Annotated in this window: 23 protein-coding genes and 3 tRNA genes; 10 read left to right on the plus strand and 16 right to left on the minus strand. The window is 65.0% G+C overall.

The genetic code is table 11. The annotated features are described in order from the left end of the window. Window positions 1-561: 561 nt before the first annotated feature. Entirely contained in the window at window positions 562-1026 is a 465-nt protein-coding gene (locus ACOZ4I_RS15220) for a hypothetical protein (RefSeq protein ID WP_424001020.1), read from the minus strand. A 105-nt stretch (window positions 1027-1131) separates the two neighbouring features. Between ACOZ4I_RS15220 and ACOZ4I_RS15225 the strand changes: the two genes are divergently transcribed. Beyond that, window positions 1132-1578: a hypothetical protein gene (locus ACOZ4I_RS15225; protein WP_424001022.1), complete on the plus strand. Its 447-nt coding sequence runs from the start codon at window positions 1132-1134 to the stop codon at window positions 1576-1578. A 282-nt stretch (window positions 1579-1860) separates the two neighbouring features. Here the strand turns inward: ACOZ4I_RS15225 and ACOZ4I_RS15230 are convergent, their stop codons facing one another. The 4 genes from ACOZ4I_RS15230 to ACOZ4I_RS15245 form a co-directional block, all read right to left on the minus strand. Further along, window positions 1861-2535: a hypothetical protein gene (locus ACOZ4I_RS15230; protein ID WP_424001024.1), complete on the minus strand. Its 675-nt coding sequence runs from the start codon at window positions 2533-2535 to the stop codon at window positions 1861-1863. 415 nt (window positions 2536-2950) lie between these two features. Continuing rightward, window positions 2951-3056, minus strand: a tRNA-Ile gene (locus ACOZ4I_RS15235). 28 nt (window positions 3057-3084) lie between these two features. Continuing rightward, window positions 3085-3387 (minus strand): hypothetical protein, encoded by a 303-nt coding sequence (locus tag ACOZ4I_RS15240; protein ID WP_424001025.1) that lies wholly within the window; start codon window positions 3385-3387, stop codon window positions 3085-3087. A gap of 48 nt (window positions 3388-3435) precedes the next feature. Then, window positions 3436-3508, minus strand: a tRNA-Asn gene (locus ACOZ4I_RS15245). A gap of 96 nt (window positions 3509-3604) precedes the next feature. On the opposite strand from ACOZ4I_RS15245, the gene cca reads away from it, so the two are divergent. Further along, the gene (gene cca, locus ACOZ4I_RS15250; protein ID WP_424001027.1) at window positions 3605-4999 is read left to right on the plus strand and encodes a CCA tRNA nucleotidyltransferase; all 1395 of its coding nucleotides are present in this window, start codon (window positions 3605-3607) and stop codon (window positions 4997-4999) included. Here cca and ACOZ4I_RS15255 read toward each other — a convergent pair. The 4 genes from ACOZ4I_RS15255 to ACOZ4I_RS15270 form a co-directional block, all read right to left on the minus strand. Beyond that, complete coding sequence (locus tag ACOZ4I_RS15255) at window positions 4978-5985, minus strand: histone deacetylase family protein (RefSeq protein WP_424001029.1); 1008 nt, start codon at window positions 5983-5985, stop codon at window positions 4978-4980. The genes cca and ACOZ4I_RS15255 overlap by 22 nt on opposite strands. Beyond that, window positions 5986-6423 carry a histone gene (locus ACOZ4I_RS15260; RefSeq protein WP_424001031.1) on the minus strand — a complete coding sequence of 146 codons (438 nt, stop codon included), beginning with the start codon at window positions 6421-6423 and terminating at the stop codon, window positions 5986-5988. A gap of 55 nt (window positions 6424-6478) precedes the next feature. Further along, window positions 6479-7933, minus strand: coding sequence for a single-stranded DNA binding protein (locus tag ACOZ4I_RS15265; protein ID WP_424001033.1), 1455 nt, complete (start codon window positions 7931-7933; stop codon window positions 6479-6481). Between the two features lie 165 nt (window positions 7934-8098). Then, window positions 8099-8569 (minus strand): hypothetical protein, encoded by a 471-nt coding sequence (locus ACOZ4I_RS15270; RefSeq protein WP_424001035.1) that lies wholly within the window; start codon window positions 8567-8569, stop codon window positions 8099-8101. 134 nt (window positions 8570-8703) lie between these two features. On the opposite strand from ACOZ4I_RS15270, the gene ACOZ4I_RS15275 reads away from it, so the two are divergent. Next, a tRNA-Arg gene (locus ACOZ4I_RS15275) sits at window positions 8704-8776 on the plus strand. Window positions 8777-9048: 272 nt separating this feature from the next. Continuing rightward, window positions 9049-9660, plus strand: coding sequence for a DUF309 domain-containing protein (locus ACOZ4I_RS15280; RefSeq protein ID WP_424001037.1), 612 nt, complete (start codon window positions 9049-9051; stop codon window positions 9658-9660). Between the two features lie 32 nt (window positions 9661-9692). On the opposite strand, the gene azf is transcribed toward ACOZ4I_RS15280, so the two are convergent. Beyond that, entirely contained in the window at window positions 9693-10466 is a 774-nt protein-coding gene (azf, locus tag ACOZ4I_RS15285) for an NAD-dependent glucose-6-phosphate dehydrogenase Azf (RefSeq protein ID WP_424001039.1), read from the minus strand. A gap of 73 nt (window positions 10467-10539) precedes the next feature. Here azf and ACOZ4I_RS15290 point away from each other — a divergent pair, with 73 nt between their 5' ends. The 3 genes from ACOZ4I_RS15290 to ACOZ4I_RS15300 all read left to right on the plus strand — a co-directional run bounded on the left by ACOZ4I_RS15290 (window position 10540) and on the right by ACOZ4I_RS15300 (window position 12672). Continuing rightward, on the plus strand, window positions 10540-10887 hold the full coding sequence (locus tag ACOZ4I_RS15290; protein ID WP_424001041.1) for a dihydroneopterin aldolase family protein: 348 nt from the start codon (window positions 10540-10542) through the stop codon (window positions 10885-10887). 115 nt (window positions 10888-11002) lie between these two features. Then, the gene (locus ACOZ4I_RS15295; protein WP_424001043.1) at window positions 11003-12118 is read left to right on the plus strand and encodes a DUF7544 domain-containing protein; all 1116 of its coding nucleotides are present in this window, start codon (window positions 11003-11005) and stop codon (window positions 12116-12118) included. A gap of 107 nt (window positions 12119-12225) precedes the next feature. Then, window positions 12226-12672 carry a DUF5790 family protein gene (locus ACOZ4I_RS15300; RefSeq protein ID WP_424001045.1) on the plus strand — a complete coding sequence of 149 codons (447 nt, stop codon included), beginning with the start codon at window positions 12226-12228 and terminating at the stop codon, window positions 12670-12672. A gap of 1 nt (window position 12673) precedes the next feature. Here the strand turns inward: ACOZ4I_RS15300 and ACOZ4I_RS15305 are convergent, their stop codons facing one another. Together ACOZ4I_RS15305 and ACOZ4I_RS15310 are read right to left on the minus strand one after the other, a co-directional pair. Next, window positions 12674-13399, minus strand: coding sequence for a creatininase family protein (locus ACOZ4I_RS15305; protein WP_424001047.1), 726 nt, complete (start codon window positions 13397-13399; stop codon window positions 12674-12676). A 96-nt stretch (window positions 13400-13495) separates the two neighbouring features. Next, complete coding sequence (locus ACOZ4I_RS15310) at window positions 13496-14017, minus strand: DUF6789 family protein (protein ID WP_424001049.1); 522 nt, start codon at window positions 14015-14017, stop codon at window positions 13496-13498. Window positions 14018-14134: 117 nt separating this feature from the next. Between ACOZ4I_RS15310 and coxB the strand changes: the two genes are divergently transcribed. From coxB to ACOZ4I_RS15325, 3 genes are read left to right on the plus strand one after another with little or no spacing between them, the layout of a single operon-like run. Continuing rightward, entirely contained in the window at window positions 14135-14950 is an 816-nt protein-coding gene (gene coxB, locus ACOZ4I_RS15315; protein ID WP_424001051.1) for a cytochrome c oxidase subunit II, read from the plus strand. Beyond that, on the plus strand, window positions 14947-17517 hold the full coding sequence (locus ACOZ4I_RS15320) for a cbb3-type cytochrome c oxidase subunit I (protein ID WP_424001053.1): 2571 nt from the start codon (window positions 14947-14949) through the stop codon (window positions 17515-17517). The genes coxB and ACOZ4I_RS15320 overlap by 4 nt, the downstream gene beginning before the upstream one ends. A 4-nt stretch (window positions 17518-17521) precedes the next feature. Next, complete coding sequence (locus ACOZ4I_RS15325) at window positions 17522-17788, plus strand: cytochrome C oxidase subunit IV family protein (RefSeq protein WP_424001055.1); 267 nt, start codon at window positions 17522-17524, stop codon at window positions 17786-17788. Between the two features lie 9 nt (window positions 17789-17797). Here the strand turns inward: ACOZ4I_RS15325 and ACOZ4I_RS15330 are convergent, their stop codons facing one another. The 4 genes from ACOZ4I_RS15330 to ACOZ4I_RS15345 form a co-directional block, all read right to left on the minus strand. Then, a complete protein-coding gene (locus tag ACOZ4I_RS15330) occupies window positions 17798-18238 on the minus strand; it encodes a hypothetical protein (protein ID WP_424001057.1) in 441 nt (146 codons plus the stop codon). 55 nt (window positions 18239-18293) lie between these two features. Beyond that, a complete protein-coding gene (locus tag ACOZ4I_RS15335) occupies window positions 18294-19823 on the minus strand; it encodes an ATP-binding protein (RefSeq protein WP_424001059.1) in 1530 nt (509 codons plus the stop codon). A gap of 99 nt (window positions 19824-19922) precedes the next feature. Next, window positions 19923-21839 carry an ABC transporter ATP-binding protein gene (locus ACOZ4I_RS15340; protein ID WP_424001061.1) on the minus strand — a complete coding sequence of 639 codons (1917 nt, stop codon included), beginning with the start codon at window positions 21837-21839 and terminating at the stop codon, window positions 19923-19925. A 39-nt stretch (window positions 21840-21878) separates the two neighbouring features. Next, window positions 21879-22457, minus strand: a complete 579-nt coding sequence (locus ACOZ4I_RS15345; RefSeq protein WP_424001063.1) for a DUF192 domain-containing protein — start codon at window positions 22455-22457, stop codon at window positions 21879-21881. Window positions 22458-22522 lie beyond the last annotated feature (65 nt).

Below are 22522 nucleotides of genomic sequence, written 5' to 3' on the forward strand. Positions count from 1 at the left end.
AAATAAAACCAATTTATACAAATAGTATATCACCTCTCGTGGCTCTGTTGAACTCCAAAGAAACTGACAGGGATGTCCTGCGGGATACAGAGAGTGTAGTCAGCAGAGGTCGGTGGCCCGCGAGAAATACAGTGAGGCGATGCTTTTGTGAGTCAATCCTGGTGATCTTGTGGATTACCACCAGCCTCATTGGCCCAAGTTTCAGGTCCCGTTTCGAGATGGGCGAGGTCTTTTTGTAGTCGCTTGATAGGGTCAGTCAGTTCCTTGACAGAGAGTGTGCGGAGCCGGCGAAATTCTGGTTTTCTTGGAGGGGTCAGACCTCCCCGCCCAGGAGACTCCTCGAGGCGTTCTTTGCGAATTTTCTCTTCCTGAGCAGCTCGGATTTCTTTTTTGAGGTGTGTTCGGTCTTTCATAAGACATCCTGCTCAGCATTTTATCCGCGTCATCCTGAACCCTTGAGAGGGAAACAGGCTGACGGTAGAAGTGCTGAGCAATCATCCACCGAGTGGATAGTGAAGGCTTGATCTGGTCTGTTGCAACCTCAAGCGGCTTGTATTGAATCTACTCCGAGAGATCTTGTAGAGGGGAGTTGCCAAGTTCACGGTCGATCCGCTGTTTCTGTTTGACAACCTTCTCTTCAAGTGTGATGAGAAAGCGCCTCGCTGAGAGGACTGCTTCGTTCACCTCTGATTGGTCGCATTCAAAATATATGTCCCTAAGATGGTAGTTCGGGTTCCTCGTTGAGTAAAAAGAGGTTTCATGTTCCCAATCAGACAGCTCGCTGGCCACGTCATCTACAATCCAGCGAGCTATCGCGTGCTGGTCCAATTGCTCACGGTTGTCTGTATTGTAATTGTCATAGTACATATATGGCTCCGGGATGTGCCCAATCAGAACCTCCACAGAGTCCTCTTTCTCAAAGAGGTAGATTCCGGCGTCAAGAGTACTGAACGGAGTCGCAATATCGTACGAAACGTCTGCTTCGTCAGCTTTCCGGTCCGAACGCGAAGGTGAGCTATTTGCCATATCAGGTTGTTAATGGCGTATCCTAATAGTCTTTTCGCCAATTTGCCGAATTGCCTAATAGTCTATTTGCCAAAGAATATATGGCGGTCACCACGACTGGTAGACATGCCGAGTTCACTAAACCCGCGTTTGGAATACGAATTGAAGGAGTTGATCGAGGATATTGCAGGTCGTGATCGGACTATTAGCGGGACTGCAGCAGATTTAATCAGAATTGGAATTGAAATCCGTCGGTCCGACGTCGAACCCAAAATTGTTGGGCCGCTGGGCCTCCCTCGTCCATTTGCTAAAATCAGTCTCGGTGATCAGACCAGTGAATTACGGACCGAAGTCAGTGATACTACCGCTGACGAGCTCGTGGAGTATTTCGACAACAAACCAAATACCGCCGCGCGGGAGGCCATTCGACTAGGGATTTTGGCTGTGGCCGCAGATGAGTTCACTGTCAAGGGACCCGTGGGCGGGCCTCGGCCATGGGCAGAAATTGATCTTGGTGGTGTTAACGACCAAGATATTGTTAATCTAGTAGAAGAGCTCCGATCTCGTATTTAGATTGATTCTTCCCGACCTACAAAGTAGTGACAGTTGAGGAGTTCTCTCTAGTAGATACCTCTGCAGTGGTCCGCATCCTCATCTGTAACCCGAGTCGGCTTGCTTTCGACTCACTGCTGTATTAGCGCGTTATATCTTGCGCTCCCTGAATTAATCTATCCAGTAGCTGCCAGATTCGGCGTGCGAGATACAGAGGGTGAAGTCAGCACTCAGCAATCGTTGATTGCACACCGATTCAGATGAATCAGCTGCTCGGTGTGGGTGCCTAATACGTGATGACGCTCAGTCAGTGACAGGATATGGTTGCTCGCCACTTGCAGCGATTTCCCCGTTGCTCCCAACTGAAATTTGCAATGCAACCTCGAATTGAGAGTCTGTACTCGTAAACCTCAGTCGGTCTTCAAATCGATACGTCCCTGCTGGATAGCACTCGTCTGTTTCCGAACGACTGTAGACAAATACGGTTTCAGTGAATTGGTCGCCGGGATTGAGCGTTATAAAGTCCGCAATTGAAATAATTTCCAGATAAGTGTCGCTGGCCACCGACCAACATCCGTCAGTTCGTTCCGGGTTCGAACCCAGATTTGCACCACTGCTTTCCGGTTCTATTGCAATTTCTTCTCCCCACTCGGTACTACCTGAATCGTCGCTAAATAGCAATGCAGCCCCGTATTCAATCTCTATAGGCTCCGTTGCATTGTTTATGAGAGCAATTTCAATAGACGGTGGCTCTTCGGTCGTGGCTTGGTTGAGGACATTTGCTGTGAAAGATAACTCACTAGCACTTGGAGAAAATACGTCTGTGGATGTTTGAGTTCCCTCAGTGGGGGTCGGACCGTACTCAGCAGATGAGGTGGTGTGTTCAGGAGACCGAGACTCCTCGTCCGAAGACACGCAGCCACCAAGACCAGACACATATGCTACCCCTGCCGCAGTAAGAAAAGCCCGTCTCTGCATAATCTGCGTGACAAACCCATCGGCTAAATGCTTTGTCTGTACTGACCGGTCCTACCTGTTCAATTTGTATCTGATTCTGTGCGAGATACGAGCTTTGTATTCAGCACGACTGCTGGAACCCGTCACTTACGGCGAGTTTCAACAAGCTACTTACACTCAAGTTCACAGTTTATAGTTCTGTCTCGATTTCGTCACGCCGCCAATTGATTCATAAGAATCCTGCTCAATATGCGATTGATTACATACCAACCCCGCGTCGAATATCACAGAAGCTCGGAGGGCGGTGACCTGCGTATAACGTATGGTTGAACTCCAGAAGAATGCGACCCGAAAAACCGATGGTGGAACGGTAAAATCAAGAGTAAAGGGTATCTGTCTCCCGATACCGTTAGCTAACAATTGTTCAAAGTATGGATGGGCCCTGCCGGATTTGAACCAGCGCTCAATCGGTGTCCCACGTCAGCGGACTGAACCGATGATGATATGAGCCGATCGCTTTAACCAGACTAAGCTAAGGGCCCTCGCCAGTGGTTTCTTCGGTCCACCTCTTTAGCTTGTCGGGTCGCTATCGGTGGGTTCGATGTCCGCAAGTACCGTCTCAATCGCGTAGTCGGCCGCCCAGTTGATGCGGTCGGACTCCTTCTTCGCCGAACCGTAGCGGAGCGTCATGGTATTGGCGTTCGCGTCGTCGATATCGATCAGGTAACAGCTGTCGGTAATCGGGTCGAAAACGGCGACAGAAGCAGCGTAGAGACGCCACCGCCAGGGCTCGAACAGATGCGAGACGGTCGCCCTCGCTTCGTTCAGGCGCTGCGGCTCGCGTGTTCGAGCCCTGTCGTATCCCGCCCACACGGTTCGCTGCAGACTCGCATCGCTCGTCAGCTAGCGAAGCGAAGGAAGCGCCACCGCCAGGGCTCGAACCTGGGACAACCTGGGTAACAACCAGGTGCTCTACCAACTGAGCTACGGCGGCTTGTACGCATACTGTGCTTGCCACAGTTGGTAATTAGGGCTTTCGCTTCGGGCCGGCATCGACACGCTTTCACGCACTCTGGGAGTAACCGGCGGTATGAGCGACGAGTTCGACGCCGTCGTCGAGGCGGTGCGAGAGCGGGTCTCGCCCACCGACGACGAGCGAGCGCGGTTACAGCGGGTCGCCGACGCGGTGATAGCCGACGCCGAGGCGGCGGTCGCCGACCTGCCGGTGGACGCCGAGGTCGTCCAGGTCGGGTCGACGGCGCGCGGGACGTGGACCGCCGGCGACCGGGACGTGGACGTGTTCGTCTGCTTCCCGCCGACGCTGGACCGGGAGACGCTGGAGGAGTACGGGTTGACCGTCGGCCACGCGGTGTTGCCCGAGGGCCGTGAGGAGTACGCCGAGCACCCCTACGTCGTCGGCGAGCGCGACGGCTACGCCGTGGACCTGGTCCCGTGCTACGCGGTCGAGTCGGCCACGGAGATCCTGTCGGCGGTCGACCGCACGCCGTTTCACACGCGGTACCTGGAGGAACGGCTGGACGCGGACAGCGCCGGCGACGTGCGGGTGACAAAGCAGTTCCTGAAGGGCATCGGCGCGTACGGGAGCGACCTGCGAACGCGGGGGTTCTCGGGCTACCTGACGGAACTGCTGGTGCTCGCGTACGGCGGCTTTCGCGGACTGGTCGAGGCGGCGGCGGACTGGCACCCACCGGTCCGTCTCGACCCGGCGGACCACGGGACGGCGACCTTCGAGGACCCGCTGGTGGTCATCGACCCGACGGACCCGGAGCGAAACGTCGCCGCGGTCTGTTCGGCCGCCAACGTCGCCCGGCTCCAGCACTACGCCCGAGAACTGTTGGACAACCCGCGGACCGACCTGTTCACCGAGCGCCAGCCGGAGCCGCTGGACGCGAGCGAGGTCGAGGCGACGGTGGAGCGACGAGCGACGACGCCGGTCGCACTCCGGTTCGCGGCCCCGGACGTGGTGGAGGATCAGCTCTGGCCCCAGTTGCGCAAGTCGCTCGACGGCCTGCGGGGCGAACTCGACCGCCGCGGGTTCGACGTGTTCCGAGCCGCGGCGTTCGCCGCGGACGGTGCCAGTGCTTCCGAGGGGGCCGGGGACGCGACGGGCGACGCCGTCCTGTTCGTCGAACTCGCCGTGGCCGAACGGCCGGCCATCGAGCGCCACGAGGGGCCGCCGGTCCACGTCCGCGAGCACGCGAGCGGCTTCTCCGAGAAGTACGACGGCGACCCGGACGTGGCCGGCCCCTTCATCGACGGCGACCGATACGTCGTCGAGCGACCGCGAGAGTTCACCAGCGCGTCGGAATTCCTGTCGAGCGACCGCGTCTTCGACGTGGGGCTCGGGCCGCACGTCGAATCGGCGCTAGCCGACGGCTACGATCTGCTGGTCGGGACTGAGATCGCGGCGCTCGCGGAGGACTTCGGCGCCGACCTGGCCCGTTACTTCGATCCGAAGCCCTGATCGGCGAGGCGGTCGAGCACGTCGCGGGCGTCGTCGCTGACCTCGTCGTCGGGCTCCATCGGCTGGTAGCCGTCGAACACCTCGTGGACGGTCGTCAGCGAGTCGGCGAGCGTGTCCAGCCCGTAGCCGCCTTCGAGGACGAAGCCCAGGTCGGCCCCGCAGGCGTCGGCGAGCGTGCGCACGCGGTCGGTCATCGCGCCGTAGCCCTCGGTCGAGACGCGCATCCGAGAGATGGGGTCGTGTTCGTGGGCGTCGAAGCCGGCGCTGATGAGCAGCAGGTCGGGGTCGTAGTCGCGAATCGCGGGGGCGAGGCACTCGTCGATGGCGGCGAGGTAGTCGGCGGTGTCGGCCCCCGGCTTGTACTTTACGTTGAGGTTCGTCCCCTCCGCGTCGCCGGTGCCGGTCTCGTCGACGTCACCCGTGCCGGGGTACAGCCCGTCCTCGTGGATCGAGGCGTAGAACACGTCCGAGCGGTCGTAGAAGATGTCCTGCGTTCCGTTGCCGTGGTGGACGTCCCAGTCGAAGACGGCGACGCGCTCCGCGTCGGCTTCGAGGGCCGCCTGCGCGGCGACGGCGACGTTGTTGATGAAGCAAAACCCCATGGCGTCGTCGCCGACGGCGTGGTGGCCCGGCGGTCGGCCGAGCGCGAAGGGAGTGTCGCGGCCGTCGTCGCCAGCGAGCGCGGACTCGGCGGCCCAGACGGCGAGGCCGGCGGCGGCGAGCGCGGCGTCCCACGTGGCCTCGACGGCGACGGTGTCGGCGTCCCAGTTCCCGCCGCCCTCCTCGCAGAACGCCCGGAACTCGTCGATGTAGTCCGCCCCGTGGACCTCGGTGACGAGGTCGACGTCGACGTCGCTCGCGGCGACGTACTCGACGCCGTGGTGTTCCTTGAGCGCGCGCCGTATCGCTCGAAGCCTGTCGGGACTCTCGGGGTGTCGCGGGCCGGTGTCGTGGTCCAGACAGACTTCGCGGTAGCCGAAGTTCATTCAGTAGTACGTGGCGAGTTCGAAGTAGGTTTCGACGTCCGCTGCCTTGATGGTCCGGCGGTCAGCGTGACGGGCCAACATCGCGGCCGCCGCGGCCGTGTCGTCGGCATACGTTTCGAGGATCGACGCCAGCGCGACGCGGGCATCCATGGCGACGCGGTAGTCGTCGTCGATGTCGAGCCGGGCGATGCGGTCGACCGGGGCGACGGGGAGTTCGAGTCCGTCTTTCTCCGGGACCCCTTCGACGCCGAAGTCCGTTGGCATCAGCGTCTTCCGGCCGTCGGCCGTGGCCTCCTCAGCCGCGGAGACGGCCAGCGTGGCCCCGTGGTCCTGTATCCGGCGAGCCAGTTCCTCCGCAGCGTCGGCACTCACCCGGAGTCCGTCCGCGTTCCGTCGAATGACTGCATCCACCGGGGCGAACGGTAGCTCGACACTCATACGCAAACCCGGGAGTGTTGCGGTCTTAAGAGTTTCCGTAGCGCCGCTCGGCGACTCAGAACACGTCCTCGGCGTCGAGGCGGTCGTCGCGGAGTTCGCCACGGACCGTCACCTCCTGACCGAGCTGGACGCGCTCGCCGGTCTCGACGCTCATCGTCTGCTCGCCGTCGTCGAGAACGACGGGGTCGCCGGTCTGGACGACGGTGCCGGTGAACTCGACCTGCTGGCCCGCGCTCTGGGAGGCGTCGTCGGTGGTCGCATCGGGTGTCCCCCCGCTGGTAGCGCCCGCGTCGCTCCCGGCGTCAGTGGCCCCGCCGTCGCCGTCGGCGAACGACGAGAGCCCGGCGTTCGCCGAGTCGTCGGTGTCCGCGCCGGGCGCTGCACCGCCGGTGTTCAGGTTCGCGCCGTCGTCGAGGACGACGACCGTCGACTGCCAGCCAGCGGAGGCCTCCTTGTCGTCCTGCCAGCCGTCCTGGATCTCCACGTCGGCCGCCAGCACCTCGTCGCCCGGCGCGATGTCGGCGTCGGCCTTCTCGCCCCACAGCGCCACGCGGATGTCGCCGGTGGCGTCCTGGATTCGGACGTTGCGGACCTGTCCCTCGCTGCCGTCGTCACGGTCGAACGTCCGCTTGGGGTCGGCCGAGCGGACCACGCCGGCGATGTCGACCGTGTCGCCGATCTCGACGCGGTCGATCGCGTCTGCCTCCGGTTCGAAGGCCACGTCCTCGTCGACCTCGTCGACCGCGCCCTGGTCGCCGACGTGCAGTTCCAGCGAGCCGTCGCGCTCGCGGACGTACCCGTCCACGACTTCGACGGCCGCGCCGGCGTCCAGTTCCTCGGCGCGGTCGGCCCGGTCGTCCCACAGCGTGACGCGGATGCGACCGGTTTCGTCGCCGAGCGTGAGGTTCGCGACCCGGCCCTCGCTGCCGTCGTCCCGGTCGAACGTCCGAATCGAATCGGTGTCGAGGACCAGTCCCCGGAGGGTCACGTCCGACTGGCCCATCGTCAGCGAGTCGATGGACGAGCCGGCACCCGGCTCCACGTCGATCTCGGCGTCCTCGTCGGGTTCGGCCTTGTCGACGGACACTTCCAGCCCGTTGTAGCCGTCCTTCGGCCGGCCCTTGACGCGCAGCACGTCGCCGACCTCCAGCCCCCCGTCGTCGATGTCGACGGCCTGGCCGTCCCAGAACGCCAGCCGGACGCTCCCGGTCTCGTCGGCGGCGTCGACGTTGATGACGCGGCCGTCTTCGTCCTCGCCGTCGCGTTCGAACGTGCGCAGATCGCCGACCGACAGCACCTTCGCCAGAAACTTCACCTCGTTCATCCCCGGTTCGATGTCGGCGATGGCGTTGACCTCGTTCTCGTTGAGTTCGTGGGCGAGCAACATCGCGGCCGTCTCCTCGTCCGCGAGCCCCCCCATCTGCTCGACCTTCTCCTCGACAGCCTCGCGGAACTCCTCCTCGGAGACGTCCGTCTCCAGGTCCTCGTAGATCTCCTCTATCGCACCCATCTATCTATGGGACGCAAGGTTGGTGCGCGCTTAAGCGTTGTCGTTGGGCGGTCGTAGGGCCGCTGTCCGTCGGTTTCGAGGTCAGATCGTCCATCACACCGGTCTGGTCGCGGGATGGGATATAAACGCTCGGCCGCGGCCGGCGGTCGCGCGAACTGGGCCGACTCAGAGCGTCACCGTCGCCACCGCCGACGGTCCGTCGCCGTGGTCGTGCGTGACTGTGACCGACCCCGGGAGACCGCCGTCGACCGTCACGACCGCACGGTAGTCGATCTCCACGATGGCCTGCGTGCACCCGCCGCCCGCGCCCTCGCGGTCGGTCACGGCGACGGCGACCGTCAGTTCGTCGGCGTCGCCGTCGTACGCCGCATCCACTAACTCGGCCGTCTTACAGCCGTTCGCGCCCCAGATGGTCCCCTCGACGACGATCCGTTCGTCCTCGAAGGAAATGGTCGCGTCGCTCACTTGCGTACCCGAGGCGCGCCCGGTGACGGTGAACTGGGTGTCGGTCACGGTCGGCCCGTCGGCCGACTGGTCCGTGGGCGTTTCGCCGGTCCCCGAGTCGTCACCGAGACAGCCTGTAAGCGCCCCCGCTCCGACCACGCCGACGCACCGGACGAACTGTCGCCGTCGCATACGTGACGATTATCGGGCACGCGAAAGGTCCTGTCGGTGGCTCAAATTCGCCTTTCAGCGAGGTGTGTCCACTCGTCGCGTGGCGGTAGGCGAACCGTCACCCTTTTTAGAGGGACCACCCTCTCTCGATATGAGTCCGGATAGGGTAGTGGACTATCCTCTTGGCTTGCGGAGCCAGGGACCGGAGTTCAAATCTCCGTCCGGACGTTTTCCATTCCACAAGACGACGAGCGTAGCGAGGAGTCTGTGGAATGTGAAAATAACTCACGGAGATTTGAACACGACAGTCGCAGCGCGACCGAAGGGAGCGACCGTCTGTCACCTGTTCAAATCTCCGGCCGACCTGTTCGGTCGGCCGTGCTCCACGCTCGCGGTGCTCGCGTGGAACTCCGTCCGAACGATCACTGCGTTCACGAGCGTACACTCGCGTACACCTCCAGGCCGGTGTGGTTTTCCGCCGGCCCGGCCAACGGACGAGTATGCGCGCGCACCTCCGGGCCGGCATCGCCGTCTACAACGAGGGCCGCTATCACGCCGCCCACGACGCGTGGGAGGACTACTGGCTGGACCTCGATTCGGGTGACGACGAGCGCTTCCTCCACGGCCTCATCCAGTTCACGGCGGTCGTTCACCACGCCACGCGGGAGAACTGGTCCGGCGCGGAGGGGCTGGCAGAGAGCGCGAGCGAGTACCTCGGTTCCCTCTCAGACCCCTACCGCGGCGTCGCGCTGGCGGACGTGCGAAGCTTCCTCGGCGAGACGGCGGCGGACCCGCGCTACGCGGGGCGAGTCGACCCGCCGGTGCTGACACACGAGGGTGAGGCGGTCGACTACGACGCGCTCGACTTCGAGGCGACGGCCGTCGCCGCCGCTGTCCTGGCCGAGGCCGACGGCTACGACGAAGACACTATCGACGCGGCGGTCGACTACGCGCGGGCCGAACTCGACGACGGGGGCGGCGAGCGCTTCGTCGGAATGTTGTTCTCGTTCGTCCGCGAGCGCGACCAGCGACCGGTAGTCTATCAGCGACTGCGCGATCACGTGGACCGAGAGCAGCAGAAAGACGACGACGTGCGCGGGCTGTTCGACTGAGCGCGAGAGCCGGTGTCGGGAAACGAGAGTTGCTACGCGTCCGGTTCGGCGACGCGTTCCTCGCCGTCGAAGTGCGCGGAGTTGTCCTGGGGGTCGTAGCCGAGCGCTTCTTTCGCTCGCTCCAGCGAGTAGTACTTCCGGTCGTTGTCGGAGATGCCGTAGACGATCTCGAAGTCGTAGTCGGCCTCCAGCGCGCACTCGTGGATGTGAGCGCAGTCGCGGTAGGAGAGCCACATCGCCTGGCCGCGCTCGTAGTCGATGGGGGGATGGCCGCGGGTGAGGTTGCCGATGCGGATGTTACAGACGGAGATGCCGTGTTCGTCGTGGTAGTAGCGGCCAAGCACCTCGCCGGTGGCCTTCGAGACGCCGTAGAGGTTGCCGGGGCGGGGCAGTTCCGTGCCGTCGAGGCGGTAGTCGTCGGCGGGGCGGTACAGCTCGGGCGTGCGCTCGTCGGTCTCGAACGCCCCCACGGCGTGGTTCGAGGAGGCGAAGACGAACTTCTCGACGCCTTCCGCGACGGCGGCCTCGTACATCTTCTGGGTCCCGTCGATGTTGTTCGAGAGGACGGAGTCCCAGGGGGCTTCGGGCCGGGGGTCGCCGGCGAGGTGGACGACGGCGCCGACGCCGTCCATCGCCTCGGCCACGTCGTCTTCGCTGCTTACGTCGCCGACGAGGTACTCGTAGTCGGGCTCCTCGGCGGGCGGGCTGTGGAACATGAGCTTCCACTCGTAGGCGTCCCCGATGCCTTCGAGGATGGCCGCCCCCACAGCGCCGCCAGCGCCGGTGAGCAGAACCGAATCGTCCATTCGAGTGTAAGATACGCCGCCCCCAATAGGTAGCTTGCGGTTCGCTTTTGTGTCGCGCCGGCGACCCGTGGCTATGGACCCGACGACGCCACAGACCGCCTGTTTCGAGGCGGGCATCAAGTTCGGCTCGCTGTATCACCAGTTCGCCGGGACGCCGGTCAGCCCCGAGAGCGCAGACTCGCTGGCGACGGCGATGGAGGAGGCCATCGAGAACCAGCCGTATTGCGAGTCAGTCACCGTCTCGGTGAACGAGGAGGCGCTCGCAGCGGCCATCGAGGACGCCGGCGCGGACTACACCGAACTCACGGGTCGGCTCGTCGACGTCGAGATGGTCGTCGACTACGAGGGCGTCACCGTCGAGACGAGCATGGCGATGGCGGACGGCTACCCGCTGATGCAGGTCGATGCGGTGCGCGAGTGAAAGGAGGAGACAGAGCGAGGCGGCGGCCGTCACCGGGCGCGATGACGACAGCCCGTATGAATCACTGTCACCCCTCCGAAAATTTTACGCGACAGGCAGGTGAGTCTCTGCTCACATGGCCCTCCACGCAGTAGACGACATCGACGACGCCATCGACGCCACGAAGTCGTTTCTCTTCCCGTTCGAGAAGTGGACGTGGCTCAAGATGGCGTTCGTCGTGTTCTTCATCGGCGGTGGCGGCGGCGGTTTGAACAACGTCCAGTCGTTCAGTAACGTCGGCGACTTCGGCAACGGCGGCCCGGGAAGCGGGAGCGGCGGCTCGGCGAGCGGAGAGTTCTCGCTGTCAGCGCCGCTCGAATCGGTCGCGGGACTGCCCGGCGACGCCCTCTTGCAGGTCTCCGAGCCGGGGGTCCCATCGGACGTGCCCACGGAAGCCCTCGCCGGCCTCGGGTTCCTCGTCCTCGCGCTGGTGGGACTGTTCGTCCTGCTCGCGCTCGTCTACGGCATCCTGAGCAACTTCATGGAGTTCGTGCTGACGCAGGCGCTCATCGACCGCGAGATCCACGTCCGGCGGTACTTCAGCGACCACGTCGGGAACGGATTCCAGCTGTTCCTGTTCCGCCTCGCGCTCGGCGTCGTCTGGCTCGGGGTCGCGCTCGCCATCGGCGCGGCCGTGTTCTTCCTGGCGCTCGGCGGCGAAATGGCGAACGTCGGCGCGTCGAGCATCGTCGGGCTGTCGGGGCTGTTCATCGTCGTGTTCGCGGTGCTCGCCGTCAGCTATGGCGTCGTCTTCGGCTTCACCACGGTGTTCGTCGTCCCCATGATGACGGCGAACGACGAGGGCGTCCTCTCCGGGTGGGGCCGGCTCTGGGGATCGATGAAAGCCGAGCCCAAGCAGTACCTCGCGTACTTCGGGCTGTCCATCGTCCTCCAGATCGGCGTCGGCATCCTGCAGGCGATCCTCGGGGTCATCGCCTTCATCGTCATGGCGATCCCGTTCGGCCTGCTCGGGCTGGTCCTGTTCCTCGCGCTCGGTAGCGGCGGGACGCTGGCGTGGGCCGCGGTCGGCATCGTCGGCACGCTCGGCTTCCTCGCGTTCGTCGTCGTCGGCGCGCTGATTCAGGTGCCGCTGACGACGTTTCTGCGGTACTACGCGATGCTGGTGCTTGGCGACATCGACGCGGACCTCGACCCGATCCCGGACGTGCGCGCGGACATTCGCTCGGCCTGACCGCCTGATTCGTTTTCGGTTTCGCGAGCGACCGCCCGCTCACGTCTTGCGGTTTCACTTTCACTTTCAGGCGGGCTTTTAACCCCACACCGCTCGAATCGGGAGGCATGAGTCAGACGAGTCTGGACGACGACGAACTGTTCGGCGAGGCGGCCAACGAGATGCGCACGGACGTGGAAGAGTCGCTGTCGAAGGCCCGCGAGGCGCTCCCCGAGGCCGACGCAGTCTGGGACGTAGAGGCAGACAACACGCTCGGCGTGCTCAACGCGCTCAAGACCGCTCTCGACGTGGGCGACGCGGAAGACCACCTGCGGGACGCCAAGAAGTGGTACACGATGGGCGAACGCGCCGACGCCTTCGAGGACGCCGACGACCTCGCCGAGGAGATCGAGACCATCGCCGACCTCGTCGACGACGTGGACGACGCCCGCGAGCAGGTCGGCGACCTGACCGCGACGATCCCGCAACTCCGCAGCACGCTGGAGGAGTTCGAGGACGAGGAGGGCGCGGACGCCGAGGCCGACGGCGACGGCGAGGCCGAGGCGGAAGCCTGAGTCAGCGTCGGTCGCTCAGGTCCCGCTCGGCCACGCGCGAAAGAAGCGTCGAAAGCGCCTCGCTCGCGTCGTCCAGCAACTCTTCTCCCCGGTCGGCCCCGCCCTCGCGCGGGTCGCCGACCGTCCCGTTCTCGCTGAACTCCGCCGAGTCGTAGGCCAGATTGACGCCGCTGACCCACTCGCCCCAGCCGTCGGCACCGTCCGCCGCGGCCTCGTCCAGTCGGTCCTCGCGGACGAGATCGGAGTGGGCGTGCTGGAGCAGACTCGTCTCGACCGGCCCGCCGTGGCCCATGTCCGGGGCGTCGGCGGCGTCGAACCAGGTGAAGGGGACGGCGTAGGCGTCGTCGTGGCGGGAGATGCGAGCGCAGACCTCCCGGAGGGCCGCGATGTTACCGCCGTGGCCGTTGACGACGACGACGCGGTCCCAGCCGTGGTGTGCGAGGCTCGCGACCGTCTCGCGGACGTAATCGCGGAAGGTGTCCTCCTCGACCCAGAGCGTCCCGGTGAAGTGACGATGCTCCTCGGCGATGCCAACCGGGACCGCCGGCGCGACGACGACCTCGCCGTCGTAGCGCTCGACGCCGGCGTCGGCGACTGCCTCGGCGGTCAGTACGTCCGTCCCCAGCGGCGCGTGGGGTCCGTGTTGCTCGGTGCTCCCGACCGGCAGCACCGCGAGGTCCGTCTCGACGGCGTCGGCGTCCGTCCACGTGGCGTCTTGTAAGTGCATATGGGCCGGTGTGACCGCCGGGGACACAAACGTAGCGGTCACGTGCGGCCGACGCTCACCGCTGGGAGTGCGGTAGCACGTAAAATCGGGCGGTCCTCAGACGATGGAGTCCGGTCGGGTCGAGAAGTAGGTGAACACCATTCCGAGGCCGACGCCGTAGACGACGTGGGCGACGAGCGTCAGGACGGCGTACAGCGCCAGCGTGAGGCCGGACTGGTCCGTGTAGAAGGCGAGGACGAAGCCGGTCCACATGGCCGCACCGAAGAACGCGCCGCTGACGGCGTCGGACTCGCCCGGGAGGTAGGCCTTCAGCGAGGCGAACAACAGCGGCCACGGGAACATCCCGCCGCCGAGGAAGATGAAGAAGCCGAACAGCACCTCGGGGACGTAGCCGGTCAGGCCGACGAGTTCGGTGAGGATGGCGAAGTCGGAGAGGCTGAACGCGCCGACCGACTGCGCGATGAGGAAGACGACCGTCATCATCGCCGTCCCGACCAAGCCGCCGGCGGCCCCGACGACGCCGTCGGCCAGGATACCCGCGAGGCTGTCGAACTCCTCGGCGTCGGTGAACGACTCGTCGGACACGGGGTCGTCGACGCCAGTGGACGTGTCTTCCATGGTGTGTCGTAACATACCAGTAGATAAAAAAGTTCCCGCACATATCGGGGTCGAGATTGATAGGGGGCCCCGGGTGTCCACAATACCTAATACCTGTTGGGAATAATCATGTAGGAAATGTCGAGCTTCGTGTTACCACGCACCGCGGCAGTGTTCCCCTTGCATGGTGGCGGTGTCAGGGCACCCAGTGAGGTATTCGCTCAGATTTTCGAGGTGTTCCTCCTACTGGGGACGGCAGTCGGAATCGTCGTCGTGGCCTACACGATGTATCACGCGCTCAAGTACCGCGACGACGGGGGTGCTGACCCCTACGCGGACAAGGTCGAGCGCCCCCAGATGGGCGAGATGCCCACCGGCGGCTCGGGCGGCCGGAAGGTGTTCTACTCCTTCAGCATCAGCGCCATCATCGTCGTGTCGCTGATCGCCTGGACGTACTCGCAGTTGCTCTACATCGAGCAAGGACCGGACCCAGCCCAGACGGACGCGCTCGAGATCGACGTGGAGGGCTTTCGCTTCGGGTGGGAGTTCGCCTATCCGAACAACCACACGACGAACACGCTCTACGTGCCACAGGACCGGGTGGTCAGATTACAGGTGACTTCGCGGGACGTGTTCCACAACTTCGGGATCCCGGAGTTGCGCGTCAAGACTGACGCCGTCCCCGGCCAGTACACGTCGGCGTGGTTCACGGCGAACGAGACGGGCACGTACGAGGCCAAGTGCTACGAACTGTGTGGCAGCGGCCACTCGCTGATGATCGCGGAAGTCCGCGTGCTGCCCCAGGACGAGTACGAGTCGTGGTACAACGAAACTGGAACCGGGAGCAACCAGACGGCAGCGAACGGGACCGAAACCGCGACCGAATCGGCGAGCCTCGGAACCCCGACCGCAGGGACGCTCCCGGCCGCGACCGCGGGAGGTGTCGGCGCGTGAGCCACGACCACGAGCACGGTCTGCCGCCGAAGTCGTCGGTGAGCCGATGGTTCCTCACGACGAACCACAAGGACGTCGGCGTCCTGTATCTCATCACCGCGCTGTTCTTCCTCGTCTTCGGCGGGGTGTTGGCCCTGCTCTTCCGGCTCGAACTCATCACGCCCGGGGCCGACCTGCTGGGACAGATGGGGTACAACCAGGCGGTGTCGACCCACGGCCTGCTGATGGTGTTCTGGTTCATCTCGCCCTTCGCCTTCGGGTTCGCCAACTACGTCGTGCCGCTCCAGATCGGCGCCGACGACCTCGCGTTCCCGCGCCTGAACGCGCTGTCGTACTGGCTGTACCTGTTCTCGGGGCTCCTGATGGGGGTCTCCTTCTTCCAGGGCTCGACGTTCGCCGGCGGCTGGACGATGTACGCCCCGCTGAACACGCCGGCGTACATCCCCGGCGAGGGGCTGGGTGCGACTTCAGTCGTGCTCGCGCTCATCATGTTCACCGCCGCCGTGACGCTCGGGTCGGTGAACTTCCTGACGACGATGTACCGCATGCGCGCCGAGGGCCTGCGGATGCGGGACATCCCGATCTTCTCGCTGTCGATCAACCTCACCGTCTGGATGATGCTGTTCGCGTTCGCGGCGCTGCTGGCCGCGCTGATGATACTGGCCTCCGATCACATCCTCGGGACGACCTACTTCCGGTACTCTATCGACGGGACGACGATGGCGACCGACGCGGACAACCCGGGCGCGTCGCTGCTGTGGGCACACCTGTTCTGGTTCTTCGGCCATCCCGAGGTGTACATCGTCTTCTTCCCCGCGCTCGGCGTGATGGCCGAGTGCTTCCAGACCTTCACGGGCCGGCGCCTCGTCGGCCGGAAGTGGTTCATCATCTCGATGGTGCTCGTGGCGATCCAGAGCTTCGTCGTCTGGATGCACCACATGTTCCTGACCGGCATCAACCTCCCCATCAAGACCATCTTCATGGCGACCACCATCGGCATCTCGCTGCCGTTCGACCTGATGGTGTTCTCGCTCATCTACACGATGGCGAAGGGACGGGTCCGCTTTACCACGCCGTTCCTGTTCTCGCTGGGCGCGCTCCTCCTGTTCATCATCGGCGGCATCACGGGCGTCTTCCTCGGAGCTATCGTGCTCGACTACCAGTTCCGCGGAACCTACTGGGTCGTCGCGCACTTCCACTACGTGATGGTCGCGGGCGCGACCGCCCTGTTTGGCGGGCTGTACTACTGGTACCCGAAGATCACCGGGAAGATGTACGACGAGCGCCTGGGGAAGATCCAGTTCGCCGTCTACTTCGTCGGCTTCAATCTGCTGTACTTCCCGATGTTCATCGCCTGGGAGACCCCGCGGCGGGTGTTCGTCTACCCCGAGAGCCTGCAGATCTGGCACTCGATGGCGACCGTCGGCGGGTTCGTGCTGGGCGCGAGCTTCCTCATCATGTTCTACAACCTCTTCGTCAGCCTCTGGCGCGGCGAGGACGCCGGGGACAACCCCTGGGAGTACGCCACCTCCGCCGAGTGGGCGGTGTCCTCGCCGCCGCCGCTAGAGAACTTCCCCGGCGTGCCCAGTTACGCCACCGGCAAACTGGAGTTCCTCGACGACGAGACGGTGGCGGAGCGGACCGAAGGTGCGCCCGGGGCCGCGGCGCACGGCCACGCCGCGACGGACGGCGGGACCGCGGCCGACGGCGGGGCCGTGACGACCCGAGCCGCGGCGACGGCCACCGCGATGAAGCCGGCCCACGAGACCGCCGGCGAGGAGCACGCCAGCCACGCGAGCTTCTGGCCGTTCCTGATCAGTCTCGGGGGCTTCGTCACGTTCCTCGGTCTCTCAGGCGTGCGGACGGGGAGTGTCGTGTACCTGTCGATGGCGGCGATCGGCGGCCTCGTGACGTTCGGGTCGCTGTTCGGGATGACCCGCGAGCCGTTCCACGCGCCGGAGATGGCTATCGCCGAGCGCTGGCCCTTCTCGTCGGTCGAGAAGATGAAGCTCGGGATGTGGACGTTCCTGGCGAGCGACATCGTCCTCTTCGGGGCGTTCATCGGCTCCTACGCCTTCGTCCGGGTCGCCTACGGCTGGACGGCCTGGCACCACGACCTCATTCCCGCCGAGCACGTGACGATGCCGGGCCTCATCAACACGTACCTGTTGCTCACGTCGAGTTTCCTCGTCGTGCTGGCGATGGTCGCCGCCGAACGGGAGAGTCGGCGCGGCACCGTCGCCGCGCTCGTCGGGACGTTCGCGCTGGGCGTCGGCTTCCTCATCAACAAGGGACTTGAGTGGCAGCACCTGTTCCACATCCACAGCGAGGCCTTCCCGAACGGGTGGAACCTCTCGACGAACATCGCGTCGTCGACGTTCTACCTGACCACGGGACTGCACGGAGCCCACGTCACCATCGGGCTCATCATCTGTGCGTACATGGCCGTCAGGGCCTGGAACGGGGCCTACCAGGGCGACGACAGGGCCATCGAGTACTTCGGCCTGTACTGGCACTTCGTCGACATCGTCTGGCTGTTCCTGTTCCCGCTGTTTTACATCCTCTAGAACAATGGACTGGAAAGGATACACCGTCATATACGTCGTACTGTTCGTGTTCGCGACCGCGCAGGCCGTCGTCGAGTTCGCCGGCCTCGTCGAGAGCGCGTACTGGATCGCCTTCGCCGTCATCATGGTGCTGTCGGTCATCAAGGCCGTCGGCGTCGCCGCCTACTACCAGCACCTGCGCTGGGAACCGCGCGCCGTCACGTACCTCGTTGCCGGCGGCACGGTCGCCGCGCTCGCGCTGACCGGCGCGGCGGCGTACTCGATTCTGTGACCGAGGGGGTCAGGCCAGCAACTGGAGGCTGACCGCGACGAGAAAGAGGACGCCCGCGACGGTCGCGGACTCGGCGACCGCCAGCGATCGGGGATGGCCGCGGCGCGTGGCCGAGAGGTACACACCGAACAGCAGGTATCCGGCGAGGACGAGGCCGCCGGCGACGGCCACCGCCAGCCCGGCTGTGGCCTGGCTCTCGACGGGGCCCGAGATGGCTGCAATGACCCCGAGGACGAAGCCCACGACCAGGACCGCGAAGGCGACCACCCAGGTCACCGGCCGGCCGGCCATCGCTTCGAGGCGACTCCCGCGGTCGGTCGCCGGCGACCAGTCACCCGTCGACTCCGGCGGGCGGTAGTGATACCAGCCGCGGCCGCGGATCATCCATACCACCACCGCTATCACGAGCACGCCCATCAGCGCCGTGCTCGCGAGATACGCGGTTGTCATGTGATGGCATACATGATGCTAGACAATAATCGTTTACCTCACCCGGACGCGGTCGTCAGCGGACCGGGACGACATCGACGCCGGTGAACTCGAAGCGGGCGCCACCGCCATCGCCGCTGGTGACGCGAAAGTCCCAGCCGTGGGCGTCGGCGACCTGCCTGACGATAGCCAGCCCGAACCCGGTCCCGTCCTCGACGGTCGTGTATCCGGCGTCGAGAACGGCGTCGCGATCATCGGGTGCGATTCCCGGGCCGTCGTCCTCGATGTAGAATCCCTGGCAATCGGACTCGTCGATGTCGCCGACGGTCACGGCCACCGCACCCCCAACGTGCTCCACCGCGTTCCGGAGGAGGTTCTCGAACAACTGCTTGAGGCGCGATTCGTCGGCGTGGACGATCCGATCGGTGTCGACGACGAGCGTGGACGCCCCGGTCTCGACGGTGTTCCAGCACGCGTCGACGACCACGGACAGCGGGACCGGGTCCGGGTCGTCCACGAGGCGGCCGTCGCGGGCCAGCGCCAGCAGGTCGTCGACGAGCGACCGCATCCGGTCGTGGGCCCGCGCCACGTCCGCCAGCCGCGGGCTGTCGCAGTCCTCCATCGCCAGGTCGAGGTGGCCCTCGGCGACGGTCAGCGGGTTCCGGAGGTCGTGGCTGACGACGCTCGCGAACTCGTCGAGGCGGTCGCGCTGTCGCTGGAGTTCGCGCTCCTGGCGCTTCCGGTCGGTGATGTCCGTCGCCGTCAGGTACACCCGTTCGAGGGTGTCGGCGTACTCCGTCGGGACGTTCAGTTCGATGATCTCGTCTTTGCGCTCACCCGACAGCGTCCGGCCGACGGTCTCCCAGCGGTAGGTCGTCTCGCCGTCGGCGAGCGCGAGCCACATCCCCACGGCCGACTCGTAGGCCTCGTCGGTGAACACCGTGTCCAGGTTGTCGAGGAGGGCCTCCTTCGACGGGGCGTCGTAGTACGCCAGCGCGTTCTCGTTGACGTCGACGATATCGATATCGGCCATCAGTTCGCGGACGACCTCGGGGTTGGCCTCGAAGTGGGCTTCGAGGTCGTCGACGCGCGACGTGATCTCGTCCAGTCGCCGCTTGCTCGCCGAGTAGTCCTCCTCCCAGATGATGTGTGGATTGTTCTCGAACAGCGAGCGGTACCGCTTCTCTGCGTCCCCCGTGTGCTCGACGAGGCGGCGCTGTTCGACGGCGTCGCGGACCGTCGAGACAAGCACGTCCGGCCACCGACTGGCGTCGGGCGGCCGGCGAAGCGTGCGGGCCGCGCCGCGCTCCAGCGCGGTGAGCTCCCGAGACCCGTCGCCGGTGTCGAACACCGCGACGAACGGCGTTGCGTCGTCGAGGGCGTCCAGCACGGACGGGCCGTCGACTGCTGGCGCGTCGAACTCACAGACCACGCAGTCGACGGGCACCGACGCGCACTGCTCGATGGCGTCGGCGGTCCCCGTCGAGCGGTGGACGGATCGGATCGACGGTTCCGATTCGAGGGCCGCGACCGCCCGCCGAGTTCGGTCGTCGTTCCGACCGCCGCCGACGTACCGGACCGAAATCGGGTCCCCCACCTCACTCATGGGGTTATGCATGGGATACTCCCTGATAACGTTGTGCGTCAGGTGAGCCATCGGTCCCGAGTCCCGGGCGGACGGGCCCGTTCCGACGGCATCGGGGACTCAATCGTCCGCGTCGGTCCGCGCTCGCCGCTCGACCGCCCGCCGGACGAACTCCTCGGGCAATTCGTCGATCTCGCCGGCCTGGACCGCCCAGAGGTTCGCGTACAGCCCGTCGGCCGCGAGCAGGTCGTCGTGGGTGCCGCGCTCGACGATGCGCCCGTCTTCCAGCACCAGGATGCGGTCGGCGTCCTTCACCGTCGAGAGGCGGTGGGCGATGGCGAACGTGGTCCGGTCGGCGGTCAGGTCATCGAGCGAGCGCTGGATGAGCAGCTCCGTCTCCGTGTCCACGTCGCTGGTCGCCTCGTCGAGGATCAGGATCTCCGGATCTTTCAGTATCGCCCGAGCGATGGCGATGCGCTGGCGCTGGCCGCCGGAGAGCTTGACACCGCGCTCGCCGACCATCGTGTCGTAGCCGTCGGGCAGGTTCCGAACGAACCCGTCGGCCTCGGCGGCCTCCGCCGCGGCGACGACCTCCTCGTCGCTGGCGTCGAACGAGCCGTAGGCGATGTTCTCCCGGACCGTGCCGTAGAACAGGAACGTCTCCTGGCTGACGTAGCCCACGGCCCGCCGGATGCTCTGGATCTGCACGTCGCGCACGTCCTGGCCGTCGATGCGGACTGCCCCCTCGTCCACGTCGTACATCCGGAGCAGGAGCTTCAGGACCGACGATTTGCCGGCCCCGGTCGGGCCGACGAGCGCGACCGTCTCGCCGCCGTCCGCGTCGAAGGACACGTCCGAAAGCACCGGCTCGTCGTCGTAGCCGAAGGACACGTCGTCGTACTCGACGGCCCCCTCGGTCACGGAAAGCGGCGGGGCGTTCTCGACCTCGGCGAGGCGGCCCGGCGTGTCCATCAGTCCGAAGACTCGCTCGGCGGAGGCGTAGGCCCGCTGATACATGTTGATGACCTGCCCGAACTGCGCCATCGGCCAGACGAATCGCTGGGTGTAGATGATGAAGGCGACGAACTGGCCGGGCGTCAGGCTCGCCGTGAGCGGCCCCGGCGGCTGGCCGATGACCATCAGGCCCCCGACGACGAACGTGACGACGAAGCCGATTCCGGAGACCAGTCGGAGGCCGGGGAAGAAGGTGATGCGCGTCTCGATGGCGTCCCAGTTCGCGTCGAGGTAGTCCTGCGAGGAGTCCTCGACCCGGTCGGCCTCGTAGGGCTCGGTGTTCGCGGTCTTGATGATCTGGATGCCGCTCAGGTTGTTCTCCAGCCGGGAGTTGAGCGTGCCGACCGTCGACCGGACCTCGGCGTACTTGGGCTGGATAGTCTCGATGAACCGCCTCGTGAACACGGCGATGATCGGAACGGGGAGGAGTGCGACGAGCGCCAGCTGCCAGTTCATCACGAACAGGTACGTGGCGATGCCGACGACCATGATGACCATCCGCGAGGCGGAGTTCAGGCCGTCGTTGAGGAACTTCTCCAGCCGGTTCACGTCGTTGGAGAGGACGGACATCATCTCGCCGGTCTGCTTGTCGGCGAAGAAGTCCATGTTCAGCCGCTGCATCGTCTCGTAGGTGTCTGTCCGGACCGCGTGCTGGACGTGCTGGGCGAACTTGTTCCACCCCCAGTTTCGGCTCCAGTGAAACACCGCACCGAGTCCGAACGAGGCGGCGACGATGCCGGCCGTGAGCCACAGTCGAGCGCCCTGTCCCGGCGGAATCCAGGCGTCCGGCACCAGAAAGAGACTGTAGGCCGCCTCTTCGCGGATGACGGCGTCGATGGCGAGCGCAAGCAACAGCGGCGGGAGCAGGTCGAGCATCCGGGCGGCGATCGAACTGACCAGACCCACGGCGAACGCGCCGCGCTGTCCGCCCCCGTACTCGGAGAACAACCGAACCATCGGCCGATCGACGCGCTCCCGTGCGTCCTCGAACGCGTCGTCGTCCGCGGCCGCGTCGATATCCATTGTCGAATCGAGGGGGCGAACCCGCAAAAGGGCGTCGGGCTACGCGACTTCGGCCGGCAGTTCGACCCGGTCGCCCACGGCCACACCGGTCCGGTTCGTCCACCCGCGGTTCACTTCGAGGACGTACTTGCCGTAGCCCGAATAGCGCTCGCTGTACTGTTCCCCGTCGGGCGGCGTCGGCGCGTGGTGGATCGTCGTGATCGTGCCGTTCTCCGCGACGAAGATGATGTCCAGCGGAAACGACATGTTCCGCATGACGTAGGTGTGGGTCTCCTCGGACTCGTGGACGAACAGCATCCCCTCGTCCGGCCCGAGCGACGCCGTCTCGCTCAGCCCCACGTAGCGCTGACGCCCGGTATCCGAAATATTGACCGTGACGGTCGCCAGTTGCCGTGAATCGGAGCAGGCTACCACTTCCGTCGCGTTGGGCGAACGATCACATGGTATTGGGGTCGCCGTCTCAGGTGTGGTATTGTCATGGATCGTCACCGTCCCCTCCTCGTAGTCGCCGACGCCGACGACGTCGACCCAGAGCCCCGGCAGGACCGTCGCGGCACCGAAGACGACCGCGACGGCCACAGCGGCGACGGCGATTCCAACCGCGAGACGGCGCTGCATATCTCACGTGTCGGCGAGCGTGTGGGTAATACTGTCGGTGCCCACTGCCGGCCGAGAGAGAAAGC

Source organism: Haloarcula salina (assembly GCF_049603855.1).
GTDB lineage: Archaea > Halobacteriota > Halobacteria > Halobacteriales > Haloarculaceae > Haloarcula > Haloarcula salina_A.